This is a genomic window from Rhodococcus sp. 05-2255-3B1 (assembly GCF_002258545.1).
Lineage (GTDB): Bacteria > Actinomycetota > Actinomycetes > Mycobacteriales > Mycobacteriaceae > Rhodococcoides.
In genome coordinates, this window is record NZ_NOZC01000046.1 from 136101 (window position 1) to 159096 (window position 22996).

The 22996-nt window shown below is 66.8% G+C and carries 24 protein-coding genes; 20 read left to right on the forward strand and 4 right to left on the reverse strand.

Going from position 1 to position 22996, the window contains the following annotated elements; genetic code table 11:
* Positions 1-136: 136 nt before the first annotated feature.
* From CH249_RS27155 to glmM, 6 genes are all read left to right on the forward strand, one after another.
* Entirely contained in the window at positions 137-502 is a 366-nt protein-coding gene (locus CH249_RS27155) for a WXG100 family type VII secretion target (RefSeq protein ID WP_176459470.1), read from the forward strand.
* Between the two features lie 64 nt (positions 503-566).
* Positions 567-848, forward strand: a complete 282-nt coding sequence (locus CH249_RS27160) for a WXG100 family type VII secretion target (protein WP_094683663.1) — start codon at positions 567-569, stop codon at positions 846-848.
* A gap of 124 nt (positions 849-972) precedes the next feature.
* Entirely contained in the window at positions 973-1314 is a 342-nt protein-coding gene (locus tag CH249_RS27165; RefSeq protein ID WP_052050160.1) for a TraR/DksA C4-type zinc finger protein, read from the forward strand.
* Positions 1315-1513: 199 nt separating this feature from the next.
* Positions 1514-1957, forward strand: coding sequence for a 50S ribosomal protein L13 (rplM, locus tag CH249_RS27170; protein ID WP_032397517.1), 444 nt, complete (start codon positions 1514-1516; stop codon positions 1955-1957).
* Positions 1954-2478 (forward strand): 30S ribosomal protein S9, encoded by a 525-nt coding sequence (gene rpsI, locus CH249_RS27175; protein WP_032397516.1) that lies wholly within the window; start codon positions 1954-1956, stop codon positions 2476-2478. The genes rplM and rpsI overlap by 4 nt, the downstream gene beginning before the upstream one ends.
* 106 nt (positions 2479-2584) lie before the next feature.
* Positions 2585-3940 carry a phosphoglucosamine mutase gene (gene glmM / locus CH249_RS27180; RefSeq protein WP_094683664.1) on the forward strand — a complete coding sequence of 452 codons (1356 nt, stop codon included), beginning with the start codon at positions 2585-2587 and terminating at the stop codon, positions 3938-3940.
* Positions 3941-3944: 4 nt separating this feature from the next.
* On the opposite strand, the gene CH249_RS27185 is transcribed toward glmM, so the two are convergent.
* Positions 3945-4985 carry an LLM class F420-dependent oxidoreductase gene (locus tag CH249_RS27185; protein ID WP_094683665.1) on the reverse strand — a complete coding sequence of 347 codons (1041 nt, stop codon included), beginning with the start codon at positions 4983-4985 and terminating at the stop codon, positions 3945-3947.
* 151 nt (positions 4986-5136) lie between these two features.
* Between CH249_RS27185 and CH249_RS27190 the strand changes: the two genes are divergently transcribed.
* From CH249_RS27190 to CH249_RS27200, 3 genes are read left to right on the forward strand one after another with little or no spacing between them, the layout of a single operon-like run.
* Complete coding sequence (locus tag CH249_RS27190) at positions 5137-5442, forward strand: type VII secretion target (protein WP_094683666.1); 306 nt, start codon at positions 5137-5139, stop codon at positions 5440-5442.
* Positions 5439-7313 (forward strand): hypothetical protein, encoded by a 1875-nt coding sequence (locus CH249_RS27195; RefSeq protein ID WP_094683667.1) that lies wholly within the window; start codon positions 5439-5441, stop codon positions 7311-7313. Before CH249_RS27190 ends, CH249_RS27195 begins: the two co-directional genes overlap by 4 nt.
* Positions 7310-7579 carry a hypothetical protein gene (locus CH249_RS27200; protein ID WP_143544600.1) on the forward strand — a complete coding sequence of 90 codons (270 nt, stop codon included), beginning with the start codon at positions 7310-7312 and terminating at the stop codon, positions 7577-7579. Before CH249_RS27195 ends, CH249_RS27200 begins: the two co-directional genes overlap by 4 nt.
* A gap of 22 nt (positions 7580-7601) precedes the next feature.
* On the opposite strand, the gene CH249_RS27205 is transcribed toward CH249_RS27200, so the two are convergent.
* Complete coding sequence (locus CH249_RS27205) at positions 7602-8462, reverse strand: dienelactone hydrolase family protein (protein WP_032397510.1); 861 nt, start codon at positions 8460-8462, stop codon at positions 7602-7604.
* Between the two features lie 98 nt (positions 8463-8560).
* Between CH249_RS27205 and glmS the strand changes: the two genes are divergently transcribed.
* From glmS to tsaD, 8 genes are all read left to right on the forward strand, one after another.
* Complete coding sequence (gene glmS / locus CH249_RS27210; protein ID WP_032397509.1) at positions 8561-10423, forward strand: glutamine--fructose-6-phosphate transaminase (isomerizing); 1863 nt, start codon at positions 8561-8563, stop codon at positions 10421-10423.
* Between the two features lie 8 nt (positions 10424-10431).
* Positions 10432-11865, forward strand: a complete 1434-nt coding sequence (locus CH249_RS27215; RefSeq protein ID WP_094683668.1) for an NAD(P)H-hydrate dehydratase — start codon at positions 10432-10434, stop codon at positions 11863-11865.
* Between the two features lie 80 nt (positions 11866-11945).
* Positions 11946-13148: an alanine racemase gene (alr, locus tag CH249_RS27220; protein WP_094683669.1), complete on the forward strand. Its 1203-nt coding sequence runs from the start codon at positions 11946-11948 to the stop codon at positions 13146-13148.
* Positions 13149-13151: 3 nt separating this feature from the next.
* The gene (locus CH249_RS27225; RefSeq protein WP_032397507.1) at positions 13152-14171 is read left to right on the forward strand and encodes an alpha/beta fold hydrolase; all 1020 of its coding nucleotides are present in this window, start codon (positions 13152-13154) and stop codon (positions 14169-14171) included.
* The gene (gene tsaE, locus CH249_RS27230; protein ID WP_094632423.1) at positions 14164-14673 is read left to right on the forward strand and encodes a tRNA (adenosine(37)-N6)-threonylcarbamoyltransferase complex ATPase subunit type 1 TsaE; all 510 of its coding nucleotides are present in this window, start codon (positions 14164-14166) and stop codon (positions 14671-14673) included. The genes CH249_RS27225 and tsaE overlap by 8 nt, the downstream gene beginning before the upstream one ends.
* 52 nt (positions 14674-14725) lie before the next feature.
* Positions 14726-15397: a tRNA (adenosine(37)-N6)-threonylcarbamoyltransferase complex dimerization subunit type 1 TsaB gene (tsaB, locus tag CH249_RS27235; protein WP_032397505.1), complete on the forward strand. Its 672-nt coding sequence runs from the start codon at positions 14726-14728 to the stop codon at positions 15395-15397.
* Positions 15394-15885, forward strand: coding sequence for a ribosomal protein S18-alanine N-acetyltransferase (gene rimI, locus CH249_RS27240; RefSeq protein WP_032397504.1), 492 nt, complete (start codon positions 15394-15396; stop codon positions 15883-15885). Before tsaB ends, rimI begins: the two co-directional genes overlap by 4 nt.
* Complete coding sequence (gene tsaD / locus CH249_RS27245; RefSeq protein ID WP_032397503.1) at positions 15882-16919, forward strand: tRNA (adenosine(37)-N6)-threonylcarbamoyltransferase complex transferase subunit TsaD; 1038 nt, start codon at positions 15882-15884, stop codon at positions 16917-16919. The genes rimI and tsaD overlap by 4 nt, the downstream gene beginning before the upstream one ends.
* Here tsaD and CH249_RS27250 read toward each other — a convergent pair.
* The gene (locus CH249_RS27250) at positions 16904-18532 is read right to left on the reverse strand and encodes an Hsp70 family protein (RefSeq protein ID WP_094683670.1); all 1629 of its coding nucleotides are present in this window, start codon (positions 18530-18532) and stop codon (positions 16904-16906) included. The genes tsaD and CH249_RS27250 overlap by 16 nt on opposite strands.
* A 533-nt stretch (positions 18533-19065) precedes the next feature.
* Between CH249_RS27250 and groES the strand changes: the two genes are divergently transcribed.
* Positions 19066-19365: a co-chaperone GroES gene (gene groES / locus CH249_RS27255; RefSeq protein ID WP_008718149.1), complete on the forward strand. Its 300-nt coding sequence runs from the start codon at positions 19066-19068 to the stop codon at positions 19363-19365.
* A 97-nt stretch (positions 19366-19462) separates the two neighbouring features.
* Positions 19463-21076 carry a chaperonin GroEL gene (gene groL / locus CH249_RS27260; RefSeq protein WP_032397502.1) on the forward strand — a complete coding sequence of 538 codons (1614 nt, stop codon included), beginning with the start codon at positions 19463-19465 and terminating at the stop codon, positions 21074-21076.
* A 67-nt stretch (positions 21077-21143) separates the two neighbouring features.
* Here the strand turns inward: groL and CH249_RS27265 are convergent, their stop codons facing one another.
* Complete coding sequence (locus CH249_RS27265) at positions 21144-21437, reverse strand: WhiB family transcriptional regulator (protein ID WP_027496361.1); 294 nt, start codon at positions 21435-21437, stop codon at positions 21144-21146.
* 719 nt (positions 21438-22156) lie between these two features.
* Here CH249_RS27265 and CH249_RS27275 point away from each other — a divergent pair.
* Positions 22157-22984, forward strand: coding sequence for a hypothetical protein (locus CH249_RS27275; protein ID WP_254924058.1), 828 nt, complete (start codon positions 22157-22159; stop codon positions 22982-22984).
* Positions 22985-22996 lie beyond the last annotated feature (12 nt).

Below are 22996 nucleotides of genomic sequence, written 5' to 3' on the forward strand. Positions count from 1 at the left end.
ACGGCCGGAACCGAATCGAGGGGTCGTTGCGTCCAAGGAGATGTAGGGGAGTGAGCGGGCCGACAGTGGCCTCTCGGTCGATCGGCACGTGCGCCGCGGGTGCATGTGAATCGAGTATCGGAGACAAGGAGTCGAAGTGGGATATCCAGGGGGACCGGAAGTTACGGGTTCGTCGAACGGCGTCACGGTCACACCGCAGGAGCTCGTGGCCGCCGGTGCCACGATCGAAGGCCTGAGTGTGTCGATCAACGCGTCCAATTCGGCCGTTCGGTCGATCGTCGAGCAGACCGCCGAGGCGTGGGTCGGCAAGGCAGGCAAGTCTTTTCAGGACGTCATGGCTCAGTGGGACACCAGTGCGCAGAAGATGCGGAGCGCGCTCGAGCAAATCTCCGCGGACATCAAGACGAACGGCCACGGCTACTCGGACGCCGACGACGACAACGTGTCGGCCGTGAACCAGGTGGCCGGATCGCTGAATTCGGGACTGTCCTCGTTCAGGTGAACGTGCATCCGGTGACCACACGACAATCCACACGACCACGCTCGACCAAGGAGACCGATCCGACATGAAATACGACTTCGCGCAGATCGCGGCGCTGACCGAGGCGATGAACAAGCAGGCGAACGTGACCAAGGACCTTCTCGGGGACGTGGACAGCACCGGGAAGCGGCTCTACCAGTCGTGGGAGGGCGACGCGATGACGTCCTACTACGAGCTGCAGCGTCAGTGGAGCTCTGCATCCGACGAGCTCAACCTCATTCTGTCGAGCCTCGTCGCGGCCGCCCGCACCGGTGGCGAGACGATGCACGGCGTCGAGATGGCCAACAAGGCGCGGATGGCTCGCTGACCCGTCGTCACGAAGAGCGGAAGCCCCGACCGAGACCTCGGTCGGGGCTTCCGTCTTCCTCCAGCTCGGTTCTCGTGAGCCGGAGACACTGGTCACGACGGCGGTCCGGGTGTCTACTGGTTCGGTGACGGACGTCGGAGCAGTACTGGGGGCCGAGCGGTCTCGTGCCGACCGTCGACTGGCGTCGCTTCGGGCCGAACTGGCGTCGGTGATCGAAGGATCGCGGCTGACCACCGACGACGACGAGCACGATCCCGAGGGGTCGACGATCGCGTTCGAGCGAGCGAAGATCGCCGCGCTGATCACCGACACCGAGTCGGAGATCCGCGAGATCGACGCGGCGGTCTCGCGGCTCACGGCCGGGACCTACGGTTCCTGCGAGCGGTGCGGAAGCGAGATCCCGGCGATCAGGCTCGAGGCTCTTCCCGCTGCCCGTCGATGCATGCAGTGTGTGCGCCTGCGCTGACGAGGTCGACGAGTCGAGGCGTCGACGAGCGGAGGTGTTTTGACCTGGGCGTCCGCTCCCGGTATCGTTCCCCGTTGGCGTGTATGGGCTCGCCGCGTACTTCTGTGCGTATCGAGCTCTTGTCCTCGGGTCTCAACTGGCCGCCGAGGGCATCCACTCGTCTTGGCCAGCAGCGACATCATGAAGACAGGAATTTTCTGTGTCTACTTACGCCCCGAAGGCCGGGGACACCACCCGGACGTGGCATGTGATCGACGCCACGGACGTCGTGCTCGGACGCCTCGCCGTCCAGGCCGCGACTCTGCTCCGCGGTAAGCACAAGCCCACCTACGCACCCAACGTCGACGGTGGCGACTTCGTCGTCATCATCAACGCCGAGAAGGTTGCCATCAGCGGCAACAAGCTCGACGGCAAGTTCCACCACCACCACTCCGGCCATCCGGGCGGTCTGAAGTCGCGCTCGACCCGTCAGGTCCTCGAGAGCAACCCCGATCGTCTCGTGGAGAAGGCCGTCGTCGGCATGATCCCCAAGAACAAGCTCGGTAATGCCATCGCGAGCAAGCTGAAGGTCTACGCGGGACCGAACCACCCGCATGCCGCTCAGCAGCCCGTTCCGTTCGAGATCAAGCAGGTGTCCCAGTGACGGCGCCGGAGGGAAATGACGTGACGTCGCAGGAGAACATCGAAGAGATCGCCGCCGACGAGTTCGTGGCAGTCGAAGATCCCGAGGTCGTCTCGGACATCGAAGCCGCAGCCGCTCCGGCCCCGATCGTGTTCGATCGCCCGATCCAGACCGTCGGTCGCCGTAAGGAAGCCGTCGCTCGCGTTCGGCTGTCCTCGGGCACCGGCGGATTCAAGCTCAACGGCCGCACCCTCGAGGATTACTTCCCCAACAAGGTGCACCAGCAGCTGATCAAGGCTCCGCTCGTTCTGGTGGACCGCGCAGAGTCCTTCGACATCGTCGCGCTGCTGCACGGCGGCGGACCGTCGGGACAGGCAGGCGCACTGCGTCTGGCCATCTCGCGTGCACTGATCGAGCTCGCACCCGACGATCGCCCGCCGCTCAAGGCCGCGGGCTACCTCACGCGTGACGCGCGTGCAGTCGAGCGCAAGAAGTACGGCCTGAAGAAGGCCCGTAAGGCGTCGCAGTACTCCAAGCGCTGACGCGTCTTACCCGTTTCATCCTCGAGGGCAGGCATCCAGCAGTATCGGACGCCTGCCCTCGAGGCATTTTCCACCACATTCTCTCCGCTCGAAGGGGTCTTGGTTCATGGCGCGATTGTTCGGCACCGACGGAGTTCGGGGACTTGCGGGCGGGGTTCTGACCGCTGAGCTGGCGTTGAGGATCGCGCGAGCCGCAGCCGCCGTGTTGGCACCGAACGTCGACGGCGTCAGGGCCGTCGCAGTGGTCGGTCGTGATCCGCGGGTGAGTGGGGCGATGCTGAGCGCAGCCGTGTCCGCCGGACTCACCGCATCGGGTGTCGACGTGATCGACGTCGGCGTACTGCCCACACCCGCAGTCGCCTACCTCACCGCCGAATACGACGCGGCGCTCGGCGTGATGATCTCGGCGTCCCACAATGCGATGCCCGACAACGGAATCAAGATCTTCGCTGCCGGTGGACACAAGCTGGACGACGACGTCGAAGACCGGATAGAAGCTGCCCTCGATCCCGAGGGGCGCTCCCGGAACGACGAACAGCCCTACGACGCCACCGGTGCAGCGATCGGCCGTATCGAACTCGCGCACGACGCCGCGGCGCGCTACATCGAACATCTGGCCGGATCGGTATCGCATCGACTCGACGGCGTGACCGTCGTGGTCGATTGCTCGCACGGTGCCGCCTCGCTCGTCGGGCCCGAGATCTACCGGCGGGCCGGTGCGACGGTCGTGGCGATCAATGCAGAACCCGACGGTCTGAACATCAACGACGGGTGCGGATCGACGCACCTGGAGGGCTTGCAGAAGGCCGTCGTCGAGCACGGAGCCGACCTCGGGATCGCGCACGACGGCGACGCGGACCGATGCCTCGCCGTCGATGCGTCGGGTTCCGTGGTGGACGGCGACGCGATCATGACGGTACTGGCCATCGCGATGCACGACGCGGGCCACTTGACCGACGACACGTTGGTCGCGACGGTGATGAGCAACCTCGGTCTGCACATTGCGATGGGCGAGGCCGGAATCACGTTGCGCACCACCGCGGTCGGAGATCGGTACGTGCTCGAGGAGTTGCGCCGCGGCGGCTTCGCGCTCGGTGGCGAGCAGAGTGGACACGTGGTGCTGCCCGCGGTCGGAACGACCGGAGACGGGATCGCCACGGCGCTGCGACTGATGGAGCGGATGGCGGAGACCGGGCGTTCGCTCGCGGATCTGGCGTCGGCCATGCGGACCCTGCCGCAGGTGCTGATCAACGTGCGCGTGTCCGACAAAGCAGCGGTGGCGTCGGCACCGTCGGTGTCGGACGCGGTGGCGTCGGCCGAACGGGAACTCGGGGAATCGGGTCGAGTTCTGTTGCGCCCCAGCGGTACCGAGCAGTTGGTGCGTGTGATGGTCGAAGCGTCCGAACTCGACGTCGCGACCCGGCTCGCCGAAGAGCTGGCGGGCCGGGTCGCGTCGGTCTGACGTCTCAGGCGGTGAGTTCGCGCAGTGCGGTCAGCTGCGCGACGCGTCCTGCGGTGTTCTCGGCGAGCGGCGCGACGTTGAGAGTGCTCACACCGGCCTCGGCGAAAGCTGCCACTCGCTCCTTGACGAAGCTTTCCGGGCCGATGAGGTTGACCGCGCGAGCGAGCTCGTCGGGCACTGCCGCGGCGGCCTCCTCCTTCTTGCCTGCCAGGTACAGGTCCTGGATCTTCTCGGCCTCGGCCTCGTACCCGTATCGCTGGGCCAAGGAGTTGTAGAAGTTCTTGCCCTTGGCTCCCATGCCGCCGATGTACAGCGCCAGGTGTGGCTTGACCCAGGGGAGATACTTCTCTGCATCCTCGCCGATGGCGAGGGTGGGACTTGCGAAGACCTGCAGTTCGCCGAGTGACGGGTCACGCTTGGCCTTGCCTGCGGCGAGCGAATCGCCCCACACGTCGGCGGCCTTCTCCGGGAAGTAGAAGATGGGCTGCCAACCTTCGGCGATCTCGGCGGTGAGCTCGACATTCTTGGGTCCGAGTGCGGCGATGACGACCGGAATGCGATCGCGCACAGGGTGATTGATCAGCTTCAGGGGCTTGCCCAGGCCGGTTCCCCGGTCGGCGGGCAATGGAATCTGGTAGTACTTGCCCTGGTGCTGCACCTTCTCGCGGCGCCAGACCTGGCGGCAGATCTCGATGACCTCGCGGGTTCGGGCGATGGGTGCGTCGTACTTGACGCCGTGGAAGCCCTCGACGACCTGCGGTCCCGACGCGCCCAGTCCGAGTACGAACCGGCCGTCGGAGACGTAGTCGAGACCGGCGGCGGTCATGGCGGTCAGTGACGGAGTCCTGGTGTAGATCTGGAAGATGCCGGAGGCGATCTTGATCGTGCTCGTCTTGGCCGCGAGGAACCCGAGCTGGCTGACGGCGTCGAACGAGTAGGCCTCGGGCACGAAAATGATGTCGAGACCCGCCTTCTCGAGCTCGGCCACCTCGGCGACGGTCTCGTTGAAACCACCGCTGTAGTTCAGCATCGTTCCGATGTGCATGGGACTCCTCGTTCGGTGAGCAGCTGGTGCAGCCACTTCAGGTACCTGTTACTGACATTTCACATCGGGACGTTACCGCTCTCTGCGGAACCGATGTGAGTCGGCGCACGTCATAGTGAGATAGGGGCACTGCGAGGGGGGACGGGAACGTATGAGCGATGGGGTTCGGGTGGACGTGGACCGAGTTCGCGGCGTGGCGGATGCATTGGCGTTGTCGGCGGAGGCGCTCGGCGACGCCGCCGATACCGTGGCGGACGCAGGCTTCGGTACCGCGGGGGCAGGACGGATCTACGGTGACCTCGGCGCTGCCTATTCCCAGGCGCACCTCGGGCTCGGGCGTGCAGTCAGGGCCTGGAGGTCCTCGGTCGAGGACATTTCCGAAGCCCTCACCACCGCGATGAACGAGTACGAGCAACAGGACGACGCCGCCTCGTACGCGATCGAGTCACACCGGTGACACTTCCGTCGGCCTCGTCCGGTGACGGGGCGTCCATCGACGACATTCTCGATGCCAACGCACAAGGACTGCTGTACTTCGAGCGCTTCCTGCCGCTGGCGAGCCGCGTTCCGGGCGTCGACATCCCGCGATATCAGGACGTGTGCGCCAGGTACGACGAGCAGCGCGGACTGAACCTGGGCGCGCTCGGAGCCGATGCCGACGCCGTCGGGACGGTGTCCGCCGTACTCACCGATCAACTCGAGGAGCAGGTGCAACTTCGCAGGGTCCTTCAGTTGCGCTGGCACGGTGATGCGGGGGAGGCGGTTCGGACCTACCTCTCGGCCGAACAGGAGAAGGCTTCTCAGTTCCTGGCGTCGATCGAGGACTCTCATCAAACGATGTGTGCGGCCGTCGACGTTCTCCGTGACGCCGTGACCGACAAGGCCGAGCTCGTCGGCGGCATCGACATCGAGCTGGTGGACGGCAAAGATGTCGACCAGATCGACGCGATCGTCGTTGCGTCGGGAATCGAGTGCCTCCCGGTAGATCGAGAGGCGGTGTTCCCGCGATTGGCGTCTGCGTTCGAGGATCTGAAGGACAGGGCGCTCGGCGGTGATGTCTCCGACGAGTTCGCCGCCGAGGTGACCGAACGCTGCAGGCGATGGATCGACACCGAGTTCGTACCGCGGGTGCAGGGTACGTGCGAGGCAGTCCTCGCAGCATGTACTGCCACGGACATCGCCGTCGAAAGATGTCTGGCATTGGTGGTGGACGTTCTGGGAAGTGTTCACGAGCCATCGTTCGGCGAAGTCGACGAGAGCAGTTGGGCGATGGAACCCGGGGCGTCGGCGCTGTGGCCGCGGCCCGACGGCTCGTCCGTCGACCTGGGTCCGGCCGAGATCGGTTCTGCACCGGCCGTTTCCGGAGCCGAACTTGCAGCCGTCGGTTCGGCCGCGGTCGGACCTGCGGCGGTCGGACCTGCTGCGGTCGGACCTGCGGCGGTCGGACCTGCGGCGGTCGGACCTGCTGCGGTCGGACCGGCGGCGTCACTGCCGGGCGGCCACGGACCGGCCGGCGCAGACACCGTGCTTTCGGCCGGATATACGACCGCTGACAACCCCGCCGGTGACGAGGTGGGGGATTCTCTGGACGGGCTCGTGGATCGAGTCGTCGCCGGCATCGTCGACCGGATCGACGATGCTCTGACCGAGACGATCGACGGTCGAGATCTCGACGGTTCCGGCGACACCGCAGTCGAGAGCCGGGCCGGTGAGAACGACACGAAGGACGCTGCTCCGGACGGGACTGGCGACCGGCGACCCGAGCCGGCTCCGCTGCCGCCGCCCGGGCAGGCGTCGCCCACGCCCGGCGACGAGCGTGGTCATCTCGAGGCCGAGCTCGATGGGCATCGGGCCCGCATCGCGCTCGAACACGACGGTGTGGTGTCCCTCGAACTCGAGACTCCCGGACTCGGAACACGCTCGTTCGAGATCAGAATAGGACCGTTCGGCCTACCCGAGATCGTCGAGATTCCCGGAGTCGCCGACGCGGTGGACGTACCGGCTCCGGCTTCGGCGTTGCCGTCCGAACCCGTGCTCTCGTCCGAACCGGTGCCTGCGACCGAGCCGGTCCCTGCGGCGGAATCGGTGCTCCCATCCGAGCCGGTGCCCGCGACCGAGCCGGTGCCCAACCCCGAGCCGGTCCCTGCGACCGAGCCGGTGCTTCCGTCCGAGGCCGATTCGGATGTGCAGGCGCAGTGCTCACCCGAATCGCCCGACCTCGAGCAGCCCGCCGAACAACACCCGGTGGCTGCCGACAGACCAGGGGCCGATGCACAGCCCGCCGCCCCGAGCACGGGTGCGGGCCTGAGCGAAGCAGGGGCGCTGTGAGCACCGACACTGGGTGGCGACCGGAGCTGCATCGAATACGCGACGAGCACCGGGCCGCGATGTCGCGGGCGGCCGAGGCGTTGAGCCGGGCGCAGGCTCCTTCAGTCGACCGAGACGACCGACGTTCGGCCGAGGTGAGCGGAGCGGACTCCGACGTCGAGCCGAGGTCGGGCTCGGTGCTGCAACCGGCTCACCTGGACCGGCGAGAACCCCCACCGCGTGTCGAGACCGACCCCGACGACGGGCCGCGATCGTGGCTGGTGTGACACCGTTCGGTGACGATGGGGGCTAGCCCCGTCCGAGCAACGCCTTGATCGAAGCCGTGGCCTTGGGCTTGGGCTGCTCGTCCAGTGGTGCATGTGGATCGACCGCTCGGGTGCCGTCGATGTCTCCTGCGGTTCCGGCCAGTTCTTCGTAGTCGGAGTCGCCGGTCAGATGAAACAGCAGGAAGGCGGTCAGGACGGCGCGGGTGCGTTGCTGAGTCTTGCGGTCGGGCTTGTTGATGCCGAGTGCGCCGAGGATCCGGCGGCCTTCGACGAATCCGTCCGCCGTCGAGCCGTCGACTCGCCGCAGAATGGACGGTCCGTTCCAGGCCTGGGCGAGCGCGAGTGAGTTGTCGGTGAGCGAGTCGGCGTTCGAATTGTCTCCGACGACGAGTCCCGGCACGGTGAGGCCCGCGGCGGCGTCCTCGGACGAGGGTGCCGTCGGAGCGGGGAACAGCGCGGCGACGGCCTTGATGTCGGATCGCCGGGAGGCGGCGAGAACTGCGGTGCCTGCACCCATCGCGTGACCGGCCGTGGCGAGTTTGTCCGGATGCACGCTGATGTTGCCCGGGCCCAATCGGACGCCCGTCATGATGTCGAGCACAGTGCCCAGATCGGTGGCAAGACCGCGATGGGACGGTACGAGCCCGCGCTCGGTATCCGGTGCCGCAACCACGATGCCCCAGGACGCGAGATGCTTCAGGGTGTCGGTGTAGTGCTGGGGGCGCAGCATCCAGCCGTGTGCGAAGGCCACGCCGGGCAGGCCGAAGCCCTCGGCGGGGGTATAGACGACACCGGGTTGCCCGGCGAGGGCCAGGTCGCCTCGGAGCACCTTGTGCGGGCCGCGCTTGGAGAGAGCAGATGCCAGCTTCTTCGGTTTCGCCACGAGAGATGACGCTACCGAACCGCGGCGCGTCAGGTGACGGGGACACGTCCACCCGAGCGAATGGGTCGTGCGCGCCCCGCCGAGTACCCTGATTGTCCATGTGCGGAATCGTGGGTTACGTCGGCCACCGCCCAGCTCTGGGTGTGGTGGTCGAGGCGCTTCGGCGTATGGAATATCGGGGTTACGACTCTGCGGGCATAGCAATTCTCGACGGCGCGGGAGCGACGGCAGTCGAGCGCAAGGCCGGTCGCCTGGCCAATCTCGAAGCGGAACTGGACGACATCGGCACCGACACGTTCGTCGGCACCACCGGAATGGGACACACCCGTTGGGCGACGCACGGCCGTCCCACCGACCGCAACGCGCACCCGCATCGGGACGCGTCCGGCACCGTCGCGGTGGTGCACAACGGCATCATCGAGAACTTCGGTCCGCTGCGTGCGGAACTGGAAGCAGTCGGAATCGAGTTCCTGTCCGACACCGACACCGAGGTGGCCGTCCATCTCGTCTCGCGGGCCTACGCCGACGGCCCGACGGCCGGCGATTTCGTGGCCAGCGCGAAAGCAGTTCTGCGTCGCCTCGAGGGTGCGTTCACCCTGGTGTTCACCCATTCCGATCACGCGGACACGATCGTCGCGGCTCGTCGCTCGACGCCCCTGGTACTCGGTGTCGGCGAGGGTGAGATGTTCCTCGGGTCCGACGTCGCTGCGTTCATCGAGCACACCCGCGACGCCGTCGAACTCGGGCAGGATCAGGTCGTCGTCATCACCGCCGACGGCTACGACATCAGCGATTTCGAGGGCAACGAGGCGCAGGGACGTCCGTTCCGAATCGACTGGGACCTGGCAGCCGCCGAGAAGGGCGGCCACGACTACTTCATGCTCAAGGAGATCCAGGAGCAGCCCGCCGCTGTGGCGGATACGTTGCTCGGTCACTTCGACAACGGTCGAATCGTGCTCGACGAGCAGCGACTGTCCGACCAGGAGCTGCGCGACGTCGACAAGGTGTTCGTCGTGGCCTGCGGTAGCGCGTACCACTCCGGCCTGCTGGCCAAGTACGCGATCGAGCACTGGACCCGGCTGCCGGTCGAGGTGGAACTGGCCAGCGAATTCCGGTACCGCGACCCGGTTCTCGACCGTTCGACCCTCGTCGTGGCCATCTCGCAGTCCGGTGAAACTGCGGACACACTCGAAGCCGTTCGGCACGCCAAGGACCAGAAGGCGCGGGTTCTCGCGGTGTGCAACACCAACGGCTCGCAGATTCCACGTGAGGCCGACGCCGTGCTCTACACGCGGGCCGGTCCGGAGATCGGCGTCGCGTCGACCAAGGCCTTCCTCGCCCAGGTGACCGCGAACTATCTCGTCGGACTGGCGTTGGCGCAGGCTCGCGGCACCAAGTACCCCGACGAGGTCGCGCGCGAATTCGCCGAACTCGAAGCGATGCCCGAGTTGGTGCAGCGGGTGCTCGAGACGGTCGAACCGGTTCGGGCGCTCGCGCGCGAGCTCTCGACGGCCACGACCATTCTGTTCCTCGGCCGACACGTCGGATACCCCGTTGCTCTCGAGGGCGCGCTCAAGCTCAAGGAACTCGCGTACATGCACGCCGAGGGTTTCGCGGCGGGCGAGCTCAAGCACGGTCCCATCGCGCTCATCGAGGACGGTGTCCCGGTGATCGTCGTGATGCCTTCGCCCAAGGGTCGGGCAGTGTTGCACTCGAAGATGCTGAGCAACATTCGCGAGATCCAGGCGCGTGGGGCGAGAACGGTCGTCATCGCCGAAGAAGGCGACGAGGCAGTGCGGCCCTTCGCGGACAACTTGATCGAGATCCCGGCGGCCTCGACGCTGTTGCAGCCGCTGTTGTCGACGATCCCGCTTCAGGTCTTCGCCGCCGAGGTCGCCCAGGCACGCGGCTACGACGTGGACAAGCCTCGCAACCTGGCCAAGTCCGTCACCGTCGAGTAGCGATCGGCATGCGCGGCTACTACACACCCGAGCAGATTCGGAACGCGGAAGCGCCGCTGCTGGATTCCCTGCCGAACGGCGTGCTGATGCGCCGCGCCGCGTACGGATTGGCCGCGGTCGTGGCAGGCGAGCTGACCGTGCGTACGGGCGGCGTCGTGGGGCGGCGGGTGACGATTCTGGTCGGTACCGGCGACAACGGCGGCGACGGTCTGTGGGCAGGGGCGTTCCTGCGTCGGCGCGGCGTCTCGGTGTCGGCACTCCTTCTCGATCCGACGCGGGTGCACCCCGAGGGTCTCGCGGCCCTGCGATCGTCGGGTGGACGCGTGGTGACCAGGTGCGGACCTGCCGATCTCGTGGTCGACGCCATCGTGGGCATTTCCGGCAAGGGCCCGTTGCGGCCCGATGCTGCTGCGGTGGTCGAGCAGATCACTGCTCCGATCGTGGCCGTGGACGTGCCCAGTGGAGTCGACGCGGAGACCGGTGCGGCACCGGGGCCTGCCGTGTCGGCCGCTGTGACGGTGACGTTCGGTGCGCGCAAGCCGGTTCACGCGTTGGCCGTACCTCGTTGCGGCCGAATCGAACTCGTGGACATCGGCTTGAAGCTGCCGGCTCCGGCGATGACGTCCTTCGAGCCGGTCGACGTGGGACGGATATGGCCGATCCCGACAGCTACCGACGACAAGTACTCGCAGGGGGTTGTGGGTGTTCTGGCCGGCAGCGACACGTTCCCCGGTGCCGCGCTGCTCTGTGTGGGAGCGGCGGTCGCGGCGACCTCCGGAATGGTCCGCTACGTGGGTAGCGCAGGCGCAGAGGTTGTCTCGCACTACCCGGAGGTCGTGTCCGCACCGAATCTCGACGCGGCAGGGAAGGTGCAGGCGTGGGTGGTCGGTCCCGGATTCGGCACCGACGAGGAGTCGGCGGAGATCGTGCGTCGAGTTCTGGACACGGATCTGCCCGTCGTCGTCGACGCGGACGCGCTCACGGTCCTCGCCCGCAACGAGCGCTGGGTCGCCGGACGTGCGGCACCGACTCTGCTGACCCCGCATGCCGGGGAGTTCGCCCGCCTGACCGGATCCGACCCGGCACCCGACCGAGTGGGATCGGTCCGAGATCTCGCCGCGCGCTGGGGCGTCACCGTGCTCCTCAAGGGACGAGCGACGATCGTCGCCGATGCGGACGGCACCACGTTCGTCAGCGACGCCGGAGGGTCGGCGGCGTCGACCGCGGGCTCGGGCGACGTACTGTCGGGCATCCTCGGGGCCCTGCTCGCGTCGGGGATGGCACCGTCCACTGCGGCTGCCTGCGGCGCGAAGGTCCACGCACTGGCCGCGGCCCGTGCGGCTCACGGGTCGGACGGAGAGTTCGCGGCACCCATTTCTGCGAGCCCACTGTGCGAGTCCATCCGCGACGCCATCCGAACCGTGCGCTCGCTCACGATGTGACCCCGGTCGTGCGTGGCCCACGTTCGATGTCGGATGTGTCACGGGTTGTGGCACCCTGATCCGTCGTATTCGCGGCTCGGATGGCACTATCGAATGTTGTGAGTATCGGTTGTGGCGACGAGGAGACCGATCCTCGGACGGGTTCGGGTGCCGTCGCGACCGTCGACCTCGACGCAGTTGCGCACAACGTCCGCGTGTTGCAGCAGTTCGCCGGGGACGCCGCCGTGATGGCGGTCGTCAAGGCCGACGGATACAACCACGGTGCCGTCGAGGTAGCACGCGCCGCGGTCGCCGCGGGGGCGCAGGAGCTCGGCGTCACCACCATCGGTGAGGCCCTCGAGCTCCGTGCTGCTGGTGTGACCGTCCCGGTGTTGGCGTGGCTGCACCGAACGGACTCCGATTTCGCGGCGGCGATAGCCGGGCAGGTCGGGATCGGGGTATCCACGGCTGCCCAGCTCGACGCTGTGGTCGACGCTGCACGCAGGGTCGGTTCCACCGCTGATCTCTCGCTCAAGATCGATACCGGGCTCAATCGCAACGGGGTCGCGGAACCGGATCTCGACGCCGTTCTCGACGCTACTGCCGTCGCGGTCGCGGAGGGCGCTGTGCGATTGACCGGAATGTTCTCGCATCTGGCCTGCTCCGACGAACCGGCTCACCCCGCCAACGACGCCCAGGCCGAGCGGCTTCGCGACGCGGTGCGGCGCGCCACCCGGCGCGGAACCCCTCCCGCCGTCGTGCACCTGTCCAACTCGGCAGCGGCGCTGACCAGACCCGATCTCGGTTTCGACATGGTCCGCCCGGGTATTGCTCTGTACGGCCTGTCCCCGGTGCCCGAACTGGGAACGTTCGACTTGCACCCGGTCATGACTCTCACGGCGCAGGTGGCGAACATCAAGAAGGTGAGCGAAGGTGAATCTGTGTCCTACGGCTACACCTGGACCGCTCCCGCCGACACCGTGGTCGCCCTCGTCGCTCTCGGATACGCCGACGGGGTCGTCCGTCGCCTCAGCGGGCGGTTCGAGGTGACCATCGCAGGTCGTCGCTATCCCTCCGTCGGGCGCGTGTGCATGGATCAGTTCGTCGTCGACCTCGGCGGCAGTGACTCGGGTGTCGCAGTCGGCGACGAGGCGTTACTGTTCGGACCGGGGGACAGGGGAGAGGCGCACGCCCAGGATTGGGCAGACGCGCTCGAGACCATCAGCTACGAAGTCGTGATCGGCGTTCGTGGACGTGTTCGGCGACGGTTCGTCGGCGCTCGCTCAGGGGAGGCGACGATCTAGATCATGCTCGGATTGCTGGAGAGTATTGCAATTGTGGTGCGCGAGACGGCGTTCCGGTCCAACAAGGACCCGCTGGCCACCGAGAACCTCGACCTGATGGACGCAGACCGGGGCAGCATCGTCACGGCGGACGACGGTGTACCCCTCGCGGTGCGCGAGGTGGGTCCGGCGGACGCCGAGACCACCGTGATCTTCGTCCACGGTTACTGCCTGCGCATGTCGTCCTGGCATTTCCAACGGCGGGCGCTCGAACAGCAGTGGGGTTCGACAGTGCGCATGGTCTTCTACGACCAGCGCGGTCACGGGCGTTCCGGGGTACCGAGCCCGGAGAGCTGCACCATCGGCCAGCTCGGCCTCGATCTCGATGCGGTGATCCGCTCGGTGGTACCACGCGGACGCATCGTTCTGGTCGGGCACTCGATGGGCGGCATGTCGATCCTGTCCATGGCGCGGCAACGGTCGGAGGTTCTGCGGCAGCGAGTCATCGGAGCGGTCCTGATCTCGACGACTGCTGCCGGTCTCGCGCAGTCCGGGGTGGGTCGTAGTCTGCAGAACCCGGCGGTCGATGCGTTCCGCGCGGCAGTGCGGACGTCACCGGGCCTGGTGCAGTTCGGCCGCGGCGCGGTACGTGCGCTCATCTCGCCGGTCCTGCGCGCGGCGTCGTACGGCACCCGGGTCTCGCCGCGGTTGGTGGCGTTCTCGCAGTCGATGATCGACGACACCTCCGTCGTCACGATCGTCAACTTCCTCGAGACGCTCGAGTTGCACGACGAGTCCGAAGCGCTGCTGGAATTCGAGAACATTCCGGTGTCGGTGGTGTGCGGGGACGAGGATTGGATCATTCCGTTCGCCAGCTCGGAGGCTCTCGCTCAGGCCCTGCCGCGTTCGGAGATGGTGCGGGTGCGCCAGGGTGGGCACCTGGTTCAACTCGAATTCCCCGAACAGGTCAACGGCGCGATACAGCGGCTCGTGGCACGGGCGACGGAGGCCGCGGGCAAGAAGCGACGGTGGGGCGTTGTCTGACGAGCCGCTGACCTTGCCGGTGGACGTCGAATTGGTCACTGCCGCAGACACCGCCGAGTTCGGTGCGCGACTGGCGGACGTTCTGGTCGCAGGCGATCTGGTGATCCTCGACGGCCCGCTCGGGGCCGGAAAGACCGCCATGACCAAGGGGATCGCGGCCGGACTCGGTGTGCAGGGCCGCGTCACCTCGCCGACGTTCGTCATCGCGCGAGAGCATCGGCCCGGCCCACGGCCCCGTGGGCTACCGCCGGTTGCGCTGGTCCACGTCGATGCTTATCGGCTCGGGATGACGGGGCAGTCGGCCGTCGACGAACTCGATGCACTCGACCTCGATACCGACCTCACCGACGCCGTCGTCGTGGTCGAGTGGGGCGAGGGATTGGTCGAGAAGCTGACGGACGGCCATGTGTCGGTTCGTCTGACGCGTGATCCGGACTCCGATGTTCGCCGCGCGATTGTGAGTCGGGTGCCCGGCGGGGCGGATCCGCGAGATCGATCCTGACCGGGTACCGGGTGTGCGGCCGAATCCCCAGTGACGGGTAATCTGAAATATCGTGCTTGTACTTGCCGTCGACACCTCGACCCCCGCCGTCACCGCAGGTGTGGTGAGCCTGACCGAGTCCACGGCCGGTGCAGCGACCACGACGCTCGCCACCCGGGTTCGAGTGGACGCGCGATCGCACGCTGAAATCCTGACGCCCAACATCGTCGAGTGCCTGGCCGAGGCCGACATCACCGCAGCCGAACTGGGTGCCGTCGTCGTGGGCGTGGGCCCCGGGCCCTACACCGGCCTACGGGTGGGAATGGCGACGGCTGCGGCGTTCGGGGACGCGCTCGGTCTTCCGGTATACGGCGTGTGCAGTCTCGACGCCATCGCCGCAGATGTCTCCGAGCCCGGGTCGCTTCTGGTGGTGACCGATGCGCGCCGACGCGAAATCTACTGGGCGCGTTACGAAGCCGGCGTGCGGGTGGCGGGACCCGACGTTGTCGCCCCGGCCGAGCTCGATAGTGTCGGAGTCGACGCGGTCGCTGGATCGGCCCCGCATGCTGCGGCATTCGAGCTTCCGATTCGTGATGTGCAGGCACCGTCCGCAGCCGGATTGGTTGCGGTTGCTGCCGCCGATATCGGCAGCGGTATCGTTCCGGGCCCGCTCGTCCCGTTGTACCTGCGCCGCCCCGACGCCAAGACGCTCGACGAGCGCGCCGCAGCGAAGGCTGCGAAGTGACGGTGTCGATCGAGTCGATGACGGCGGCGGACGCTGCTCGGTGCGCGTACCTCGAGACCGTGCTGTTCCCGGGTGACGACCCGTGGGCCGAGGATGCATTCATCGCGGAACTGGCGGCACCACACAATCATTACGTCACGGCGCGGGAGAACGGTGAGGTCGTCGGCTACGCAGGCATCTCTCTGTTGGGGCAGCCGAGCCGCGGAGCGTTCGTCGTCGGAGAGTCCGAGGTGCACACCATCGGTGTCGATCCGGCGCATCACCGCAGAGGAATCGGCGGGCGACTGCTCGACGAACTGCTGCGCGTGGCCGACGAGCACGGTGGGCCGGTCTTTCTCGAGGTCCGCACCGACAACGAGCCCGCCATCGAGTTGTACCGACGCGAAGGGTTCGAGATCGTGGGCACCAGGGCGAAGTACTACCAACCGAGCGGGGCCGATGCCTTCACCATGCGTCGGTTCGAGAAGACGGAAGGACCGGCCCGATGATCGTCATGGGTATCGAAAGTTCCTGCGACGAAACAGGAGTCGGGATCGTCCGGTGGGGCGGGGCAGGCACGTGCGAGCTGATGGCCGACGAGGTGGCCTCGAGTGTCGACGAACACGCGCGGTACGGCGGAGTGGTGCCCGAGGTGGCGTCGCGCGCGCACCTCGAGGCCATCGTGCCGACCATGCGGCGGGCTCTGGCAGCCGCGGACATCGAGCGTCCCGACGCCGTCGCGGTGACGATCGGACCGGGGTTGGCAGGGGCCTTGCTGGTCGGGGTTGCCGCCGCCAAGGCCTACGCCGCGGCCTGGGGTGTGCCCTTCTACGCCGTGAACCACCTCGGTGGGCACGTCGCGGTCGACACGCTCGAGCACGGGCCGATGCCGTCGTGCGTGGCACTGTTGGTCTCGGGTGGTCACACTCATCTGCTGCACGTGGACGATCTGTCTCGGCCGATCGCCGAGCTCGGGACCACCGTCGACGACGCAGCCGGGGAGGCCTTCGACAAGGTTGCACGGCTGCTGGGATTGGGCTATCCGGGTGGTCCGGCCCTCGATGATGCTGCGCGCGAAGGTGATCCGGCCGCGATCGCGTTTCCCCGAGGAATGACCGGCCCACGCGACGCCCGCTACGACTTCTCGTTCTCCGGGGTCAAGACGGCTGTCGCCCGGTTCGTCGAGGCCCGGCAGCGCGCGGGAGATCCGATTCCGGTCGCGGACATCGCCGCGTCCTTCCAGGAATCCGTCGCCGATGTCCTGACGATGAAGGCCGTCCGTGCGGCAACCGACGTCGACGTCGACACGATAGTTCTGGGTGGGGGTGCCACCGCCAACTCTCGCATCCGTTCGCTGATCGAAAGCCGTTGTGCCGAGCAGGGTTTGACGCTCAGAATTCCGAAGCCGCGATTGTGTACCGACAACGGGGTGATGATCGCGGCACTGGGCGCGCACCTCGTCGCGGGCGGAGCACAGCCTTCGGCCTTGACCGCAGTGACCGATCCCGGCCTGTCGGTCGCGATCAGTCAGGTGCCCGGCTGAGGGGCCTGCGCGGACGCGGCGGTGGTCTCGGACGAACGGGTTGTCGACGGCACGGCTGCGGACAGAGGCTCACTCGAGGGGGCCGGTGCAGGCGGCGACCACACCGTCGGTGGTGCCGTCAGTTCCGGCGTGGGCTCCGAACCGCTGACATCGGTGGTCGGCGCGCCGATCGACTCGGTCGGCACCGGCGTGACCTCGGTCGTCGGTACCGGCACGATCTCGGTCGTATCGCTCGGGTCCGAAGACTCGATCGGTTCGGAAGGCTCTACCGGAATCGTGGTGACCGAGGTCGGCGGTTCGATGGGAACTGCGGTGGTGACATCGGGGGACGCAGGATTCGACGTGGGATCGATCGGCCATTCGATCTGCGGGAGATCGGGGGCCGGCCGCAGCGTCGGGGTGCTGGTCGGCACAGCGGTGGTCGTGAACCGAGCCGACGATCCGTCGCCGTCGACGGAGGTTGCCGTCGGGTCGGACCGATCGCCCGGGGTGAGCCCGGCGGTGGGGCGGTTCTCGTCGGGGGACCAGCCCTCGGTGACCGGCGTACCGGCGTCGCTCGATTCGGTCGCGTCGCGGCCGGTACTTCCGGCCGGTGAGACGTTGGGGTCTTCGGCCGGTGCCATTGTCTGCACACCGTAGGCGAGTACCAGTCCGCCCGCGACGACGGCAGCCGCGATCGCACCGGAGTATCGGCTCATCCGGCTCGCGGTGTTGCGCGTGGCCGAGACGAGTTGGTACCCACCACCGACGGCCGATGCGGCGACGGCAGCAGCGCCGACGGCAAGAACGGCGTCGGGTTCCGGCAGTCGAAGGACCGGGGCGTGGAACATGTCGGTGAGCGTGGACGCGAGCAGGGGAATGTGCGCCCCTCCGCCGATCAGCACGATGACCTCGGGTTCGTGAGTGCTCTCGTCGAACACCTGCCGGACGAACCGAGCTGCGGTGTCGAAGGTGGGGGTCGCGGCGGCTTCGAACGCGTCACGGGTGACCGTCAGCGGGATTCCGCTGTAACGCTCGATGCGGACCTCGTCCTCCTGGGAGAGGCGTTCCTTGATCGATCGGTACCGCGCGGAGCCGATTCCTCGGTTGTCGCGGATGTCGTCCCGAAGATTGTCACGGGTCATGTCCTGCACGAGGTTCTTGACGAGCACGTCGAGTGCGTCGCCGGCGACGGCGTCCGACCGGCCGTGCGCCAGTACCGTCTCGGCGGTCCGATCGGTGACGGTGACCGACATGCCCGAGGCTCCGAGATCGACCAGCGCGATCGTGTCGTACCGGTCGATCAGGCCGGTGGTCGCCAGGTGCGCGGATGCGGCTGCGGACTCCGGCACCAGTCGAACGTCACGAGTGGTGTGGGCCAGCGCCGCGCGAATGCCCGCAGCGTGCTCCTCCGTGCGGTAGGTAACGGCGATCGCGTCGGGGGACCGGTGGCCGGGGATCAGGGAGGCCATGAGTTCTATGGACGAGGTGACCAGATCGCCGATGTCGGTGTTGGCTTGACGGTCGGCCGAGACCGTTCGGTACTCGACCGTGCGAGAACCGTCGGTGTCGACGGTGACGAGGGCTGCGCACACGACCTCGGATCCGGTGGATATGCCCACTCCTACCCGCATGCTTCACCTCCCGCCCCTGTGTATCTGTCGGAAATCGACTGCCCTGAGTGCCTTGTCGCGGCACAGCTGCCGATCGTTATCGTTCGTACAGCTCCGTTATCGTAACGTTACTTCGGGCTCCGGCGCGAGTGTAATAGGCCGCTCGGTCCGTTACCCGATGACTGTTCATGGCCTCCTACCTGGCCTTTCGGAGACTTCACGGAGTCCGGGAAAACAGCGAGAAACGACGTGGGTGTTCGGCGTTTCGGGCCCCGATTCAGCAGTCGTCGGATGTGCGTGGTTGCGCGAAGCGGTGGGCGATCGCCCTCGTGCCCACCCGTGCGACCACCGCGCCGCGAACCTGGCGAACCCAGCCCTTGAGTGCTGGCACTCTCGTGTATAGAGTGCTAGTTGGCACCGAGCGAAGTCCCGGCACCCGCGACGACGGGAACGAGTTCAGGCCGTGATTGTCAGAACCGCACGAGAAGTACATACACACAGCTGTCCGGGGATCCGACCCCGGGCGCGTACCCCATAACTTTGGAGGGCTCAACGTGGCGAGCGTGAAAATCAAGCCGCTCGAGGACAAGATCCTCGTCCAGGCCAACGAGGCCGAGACGACGACCGCCTCCGGTCTGGTCATCCCCGACACAGCCAAGGAGAAGCCCCAGGAGGGCACCGTCGTCGCCGTGGGCGAAGGCCGTGTCACCGAGAAGGGCAACCGCATCCCGGTCGACGTCAAAGAAGGTGACACCGTCATCTACAGCAAGTACGGCGGCACCGAGATCAAGTACGCCGGCGAGGAGTACCTGATTCTGTCGGCACGCGACGTGCTGGCTGTCATCGCCAAGTAGGCCACAACGCATCCGCCCCGGTATCCGATTTTCGTGTCGGTCCCGGGGCGGTGTGCGTTCGATCGAGTTTCTTTGCTCGAAGGAGTAACACCGAAACATGGCAAAGCAAATCCAATTCAACGAGGAAGCGCGCCGCGCACTCGAACGCGGCGTCGACAAGTTGGCCGACGCAGTCAAGGTGACGCTCGGGCCACGGGGACGCCACGTCGTCCTGTCCAAGGCATTCGGCGGTCCGACCGTCACGAACGACGGTGTCTCCATCGCTCGTGAGATCGACCTGGAGGATCCGTTCGAGAACCTCGGCGCGCAGCTGGTCAAGAGCGTCGCCACCAAGACCAACGACGTTGCAGGCGACGGAACCACCACCGCGACGGTCCTCGCGCAGGCGCTCGTGCGCGGCGGTCTGAAGAACATCGCCGCGGGCGCGAACCCGATCGCGCTCGGTACCGGCATCTCCAAGGCGGCCGACAAGGTCGCCGAGGCCCTGCTCGCCGCCGCAACCCCGGTCGAGGGCAAGCAGGCGATCGCTCAGGTCGCCACCGTGTCCTCGCGTGACCCCGAGATCGGTGAGCTCGTCGGCGAGGCGCTCACTCGCGTCGGCGCAGACGGCGTCGTCACCGTCGAGGAGTCCTCGACGCTGCTGACCGAGCTGTCGGTCACCGAAGGCGTGCAGTTCGACAAGGGCTACCTGTCGCCGTACTTCGTCACCGACGTCGACGCGCAGGAAGCAGTTCTCGAGGACGCGTACGTCCTGCTGTACCGCGAGAAGATCACATCGCTTCCGGACTTTCTGCCTCTGCTGGAGAAGGTTGCCGAGAGCGGCAAGCCGTTGCTCATCATCGCCGAGGACACCGAGGGTGAAGTTCTCTCGACGCTGGTCGTCAACTCCATCCGCAAGACGATCAAGGCCGTGGCGGTCAAGGCACCGTTCTTCGGTGATCGCCGCAAGGCATTCCTCGACGATCTCGCGGTCGTGACGGCCGGTCAGGTCATCACCGCCGATGTGGGTCTGAGTCTCAAGGAAGCCGGCCTCGAGCTGCTCGGTCGCGCTCGTCGCGTCGTCGTCACCAAGGACGACACGACCATCGTCGACGGTGCGGGCACGCAGGACGACATCGATGCGCGCGTCGGTCAGCTCCGTCGTGAGATCGAGAGCACCGATTCGGAGTGGGATCGCGAGAAGCTCGAAGAGCGTCTGGCGAAGCTCTCGGGCGGCATCGCGGTCATCAAGGTCGGCGCAGCCACCGAGACCGAGCTCAAGGAACGCAAGTTCCGCGTCGACGACGCCGTGGCTGCGGCCAAGGCTGCGGTCGAAGAGGGAATCGTCCCCGGCGGCGGCTCGGCTCTGACTCAGGCAGCGTTGGCTCTGGCCGACGACCTGGGCCTGACCGGTGACGAAGCTACCGGCGTGGCCGTGGTGCGCACCGCGCTCAACGCACCGCTGTTCTGGATCGCCTCCAACGCGGGCATCGACGGCTCCGTCGTCGTCAGCAAGGTGGCAGAACTGCCGAAGGGTCACGGATTCAACGCCGCGACGCTGACGTACGGCGACCTGCTGGCCGACGGCGTCGTCGATCCGGTCAAGGTGACTCGCTCCGCAGTGGTCAACGCCGCGTCGGTTGCACGCATGATCCTGACGACCGAGAGTGCGATCGTGGAGAAGCCGGAAGAGGCTTCCGAGCCTGCTGCCGGACACGGACACGCTCACTGACGTTCGGTGACACCGAGAAAGCCCCCCAACCCGAACGGGTTGGGGGGCTTTCTCGGTGTTGGGGTGACTACACCGCGATGCGGCGGCGATTGTGACGAGCGTGCAGTTCCCGCTCGGTCTCGGACATCCCGCCCCAGATCCCGTAGGGCTCGCTGACGTTGAGAGCGTGTGTACGGCATTGAGCGAGTACGGGGCAGCTGCGGCACATTTCCTTGGCTCGCATCTCGCGCTGTGCTCGTGCCCGGCCCCGCTCGCCGTCCGGGTGGAAGAACATGGACGAATCGACGCCACGGCACAGGCCGTGCATCTGCCAATCCCAAATGTCGGCGTTCGGCCCAGGGAGGTGATTCGGCTGCGGCATGGAAACTCCTAGGGTGGTGTGGCTTCTCGGATTCGTGATCCGAATGTCGACAACGTTATGTGGATCGACGAAATCGAGTCAATAGTTCTCTGTCGTGGGCAAATGCATAGTTATGGGGCAAAGAATTAACACGGGCGATATTTACTTCGACTCACCCGCATGCGTGTCCTTCCTGTTGAAGAATCCGCCGACACGCGAGACGATGAGAGTGCACAGGCTGTGCGGCTGCCGATGCGGTGCGCTCCGACGCAGACGTCCCGCGGCGGTTCGACGAGACTCCAGCTGGATCCGACCGGACCCTTGTTGTCGGTATTTCTGCTGATCACAGCAGTGTCGGTGGTGCCGAGCGTAGTCCGGATCAACACCTCGGGCTCGACGTCGGTTCCCTCGACCGAGCCCGCACGGAGTGTCCGAGACGATCGCGTGGATCGCGGGGCGACGTTCGAGTGGGCGCGGATTCGGCAGGCTGTGCGTCGTGAGCCGAATGAGCGATCGAGTGTGCCGATTAACCTATTCGCCACACAGCGTTCAGATTCTCGTCTTCGAATCGGCCCGTGTTCACATTGTTAATTCCTTGAAAACTGCTTTCTGCGCACAGGAAACGATGCGCCGATGCCCCTTTCGGTCCGATAGCGAATTCGCCCCACGTAATAACGTCGCCACGAATCGGTAGGACTCGGGCGCGGTTCGGCGCAGGCTCAGGCCCTACCCTTGCGTCCGTGCCATCAGAGCAGAGCTCGCTGTTCACCGCGACGCAGTCCGAACTCTTCGACGCTGCCTTCGGCAGCAACCCCGGCCGATTTCCGCTCCCGGCCGCCACCGATTCGCGAGAGAGCTGGTTTCGCAGTGTCGCGTTGGCGGGCCAGGGTCGATACAGCGCCGCCGAAATCGAGCTTCGGAGGCATCGGCCCCGTGGCCCGGAACTTCGGTCGCTGCACGCCTCGACCAGAGCGTCGTGGCTGCGTCAGGTGGGCGAACACGAGCGAGCCCGCCGATTCGACGGCATGGCTGTCATTCTCGTCGGTCTCGTAGGGCCGTCGGAATCCGAGGACTCCGTTCAGGCCCGTAGCGATGCGCTGACCGGCCTGGCCGCAGATGCATTGGGAAGCGGACGGTTTCACCTCGCGGACACCCTCCTGGCCCGCAGTGCGGGCCAGCGGCACGGCCACGTCGGTCGGGGATCGTGGCGCCCGGCACTGCGGGCGGCGTGGGTGGCGGCCGAGTTGGCGATGATGCGCGGCGACGGACCCGAGGCAGTCCGACACGCCGAGGCCGCTCGAGCTCTCGCCGAAGATGCCGATTCGTTACGGCACATCGTCAAGACCGACCTGGTGGTTGCGGCCGCACTGAGTTGTGCCGGTGAGACCTCCCGTGCCCGTGAGTCGGCCGTCCAGGTGGCCTGTGCTGCGGAGATGGCAGGTCTGCTACCCCTGCGCTGGGCCGCCACGATGCTCTTCGAGGGAACAGGCGGGGTCGATGCCGGGATGATCGCCTCCGGCGACTTGGCTGCCGCCATCGATCGCCTGGGTGGTTCGACGGTCGGTTGACCAGGACCTGGG

What these genes read in the sequence shown, in the direction of transcription:
- alr (WP_094683669.1), top strand. Translation starts at nt 11,946, where the DNA reads ATGGCACTATCGAATGTTGTGAGTATCGGTTGTGGCGACGAGGAGACC.
- CH249_RS27250 (WP_094683670.1), bottom strand. Translation starts at nt 18,532, where the DNA reads ATGCGGGTAGGAGTGGGCATATCCACCGGATCCGAGGTCGTGTGCGCA.
- CH249_RS27185 (WP_094683665.1), bottom strand. Translation starts at nt 4,985, where the DNA reads ATGCACATCGGAACGATGCTGAACTACAGCGGTGGTTTCAACGAGACC.
- CH249_RS27225 (WP_032397507.1), top strand. Translation starts at nt 13,152, where the DNA reads ATGCTCGGATTGCTGGAGAGTATTGCAATTGTGGTGCGCGAGACGGCG.
- CH249_RS27160 (WP_094683663.1), top strand. Translation starts at nt 567, where the DNA reads ATGAAATACGACTTCGCGCAGATCGCGGCGCTGACCGAGGCGATGAAC.
- CH249_RS27265 (WP_027496361.1), bottom strand. Translation starts at nt 21,437, where the DNA reads ATGCCGCAGCCGAATCACCTCCCTGGGCCGAACGCCGACATTTGGGAT.
- tsaD (WP_032397503.1), top strand. Translation starts at nt 15,882, where the DNA reads ATGATCGTCATGGGTATCGAAAGTTCCTGCGACGAAACAGGAGTCGGG.
- glmS (WP_032397509.1), top strand. Translation starts at nt 8,561, where the DNA reads ATGTGCGGAATCGTGGGTTACGTCGGCCACCGCCCAGCTCTGGGTGTG.
- CH249_RS27215 (WP_094683668.1), top strand. Translation starts at nt 10,432, where the DNA reads ATGCGCGGCTACTACACACCCGAGCAGATTCGGAACGCGGAAGCGCCG.
- groL (WP_032397502.1), top strand. Translation starts at nt 19,463, where the DNA reads ATGGCAAAGCAAATCCAATTCAACGAGGAAGCGCGCCGCGCACTCGAA.
- CH249_RS27190 (WP_094683666.1), top strand. Translation starts at nt 5,137, where the DNA reads ATGAGCGATGGGGTTCGGGTGGACGTGGACCGAGTTCGCGGCGTGGCG.
- glmM (WP_094683664.1), top strand. Translation starts at nt 2,585, where the DNA reads ATGGCGCGATTGTTCGGCACCGACGGAGTTCGGGGACTTGCGGGCGGG.